Genomic DNA, 2,229 nt, shown 5'->3' with positions numbered 1-2,229 from the left:
GAAATCTTCCGGAACAGCAACGGCACGGGCACCAGCCAACTCATCCACCCCACCCACCATGCAAGTTGAACACGTTCAAAAAATAGGTCTAGAGTCGGTTCCGCGCAGGTCGGACGAGGCTCCGCCTGCACTTCGGCATGCTCGGCATGGAGGTGGGCGAAATGGACGGCGACCCCGCGGTCATCCTTCGCAAGGTCCGACGGTGGCTCTGGCTCTTCCTGGTCTGCCTGGTGCTCAGCGGTCTGACCGCGTTCCCCCTGGAGACCGAGACCCGCTGGCTGGTCGACTTCGCCTCCGGGCCGGCCGCCCCGCTGAGCGACCGCCTCCCCGCAGCGGCGGCCTGGCTCGAACGGGTCCACACCGGCCTCGCCGAGACCAACGGGCGCTACCCCTTCCTGGCCTACGGCACCGACTGGCTGGCCTTCGCCCACCTGGTGATCGCCGCCGCCTTCTGGGGGCCGCTCAAGGATCCGGTCCGCAACATCTGGGTGATCCGCTGGGCCGTGCTCGCCTGCGGGGCCGTCATCCCGCTGGCACTGATCTGCGGGCCGCTGCGCGGGATTCCACTGGCCTGGCGATTCGTCGACATGTCGTTCGGGGTCCTCGGCGTCGTGCCGCTGCTGATCGTGCTGCGGGCGCTGCGTCCACTGGAGCGCGCCTTCCGCGCACCGGTGACCACCGGCTGAGTCCGGGCGGTCCGCGCCCGCTCGCGCCCCGGCGCGACCCCGCGAGGCGCCGCCCCGGGGCGTGCGACCCCGGGCACACGCCGCGGCACCCGCGGGGCTCCGGGTCACGGGCAACGGCCTTCATCCGCAGGCCCTACCATCTGGCTCAACAGCTGCTGGGAGGCGGACGGGCGTGGCCGATGCGGTGATCGATCTCAATGCGGACCTCGGCGAGGGGTTCGGACGCTGGACCCTGACCGACGACGAGGCCCTGCTGTCCGTGGTGACCAGCGCCAACGTCGCCTGCGGGTTCCACGCCGGGGACCCGTCGACGATGCGCCGGGTCTGCGCCCTGGCGGCCGAGCGCGGCGTCCGGATCGGCGCCCAGGTCTCCTACCGCGACCTGGCCGGCTTCGGCCGCCGCGCGATGGACGTGCCCCCGGAGGAGCTCGCCGACGAGATCGCGTACCAGATCGGCGCCCTCCAGGTGTTCGCCCGCGCGGCCGGTTCCAAGGTCTCCTACGTCAAGCCGCACGGCGCCCTCTACAACCGGGTGGTCGGCGACTCCGAGCAGGCCGAGGCCGTGGTGGCCGGCGTGCTGCGGGCGGGCGCGGTCTGCGACGGCCCGCTGCCCGTGCTCGGCCTGCCGGGCTCGCTGCTGCTCGAGGTGGCCGAGGGCGTCGGGCTCCCGGTGGTCGCCGAGGCCTTCGCCGACCGCGCGTACACCCGCACCGGCACCCTCGTCCCGCGCCGCGAGCCGGACGCGGTGGTGCACGACCCCGAGTCGGTGATCACCCGCGCCGTCGCCATCGCCCGGGACGGCACGGTGGAGGCCGCCGGTGGCGAGCGGATCGCCGTCGAAGCCCGCTCACTGTGCGTCCACGGCGACACCCCCGGCGCCGCCCAGCTCGCCTGGCGGGTCCGCGGCGCCCTGGCCTCCGCCGGGGTCCGGGTGGAGGCGTTCACGTGACAGCCCCTCGCGTACCCGGCCTCGACGCGACGGCGGGGACGGTGCGCCGGGTCGGCGAGCGGGCGCTCCTGGTCGAGCTGCCCGGGACGGCCGAGGTGGCGGCGCTGTACGGCTGGCTGAGCGAGCGCCGGGAGGCCGGGGCGCTCGGCGCGGTGGAAGAGCTGGTACCGGCCGCGCGCACCCTGCTGCTGGACGGCGTCGCGGACGTCGGTGCGGTGGCGGCGCTGCTGCGCACCGCCCGTCCGGCGACGGCCGGGGCGGCGCGCGGGCCACTGCTGGAGGTCCCGACCGTGTACGACGGCGCCGACCTGGCCGAGGTCGCCGCACTGTGGGGGGTGTCCGAGGAGGCCGCCGTCCGGATCCACACCGGATCCGAGTACGTCGTCGCGTTCTGCGGCTTCGCCCCCGGCTTCGGCTACCTCACCGGCCTCCCGGCGCGCTACGAGGTGCCGCGCCGAGCCACCCCGCGCAGCTCCGTCCCGGCCGGCTCGGTCGCCCTGGCCGACGCCCGCGCGCACCGCGCCCATCAGCACCTTCGTGGTGGCGAGGAACGGCAGGTAGCGGTCCAGCTCGGCCTCGATCACGGCGGGGAAG

Annotated in this window: 2 protein-coding genes and 1 pseudogene; all 3 read left to right on the top strand. The window is 74.7% G+C overall.

Annotation, left to right across the window (positions count from 1 at the left end):
• Positions 1 to 161: 161 nt before the first annotated feature.
• On the top strand, positions 162 to 686 hold the full coding sequence (locus tag ACIQOV_RS38290) for a hypothetical protein (RefSeq protein WP_401055379.1): 525 nt from the start codon (positions 162 to 164) through the stop codon (positions 684 to 686).
• Positions 687 to 858: 172 nt separating this feature from the next.
• The gene (locus tag ACIQOV_RS38285; RefSeq protein ID WP_401055377.1) at positions 859 to 1,635 is read left to right on the top strand and encodes a LamB/YcsF family protein; all 777 of its coding nucleotides are present in this window, start codon (positions 859 to 861) and stop codon (positions 1,633 to 1,635) included.
• Positions 1,539 to 2,084, top strand: a pseudogene (locus ACIQOV_RS38280) (carboxyltransferase domain-containing protein); the annotation flags it as partial. The gene ACIQOV_RS38285 and the pseudogene ACIQOV_RS38280, both read left to right, overlap by 97 nt.
• Positions 2,085 to 2,229 lie beyond the last annotated feature (145 nt).

The sequence above is a fragment of the Kitasatospora sp. NPDC091257 genome (assembly GCF_044757675.1).
GTDB lineage: Bacteria > Actinomycetota > Actinomycetes > Streptomycetales > Streptomycetaceae > Kitasatospora > Kitasatospora lactacystinica.
The sequence above is the reverse complement of the archived record's forward strand: the minus strand, read 5'-3'. Positions and strand labels throughout refer to the sequence as shown.

What these genes read in the sequence shown, in the direction of transcription:
- ACIQOV_RS38290 (WP_401055379.1), top strand. Translation starts at nt 162, where the DNA reads ATGGACGGCGACCCCGCGGTCATCCTTCGCAAGGTCCGACGGTGGCTC.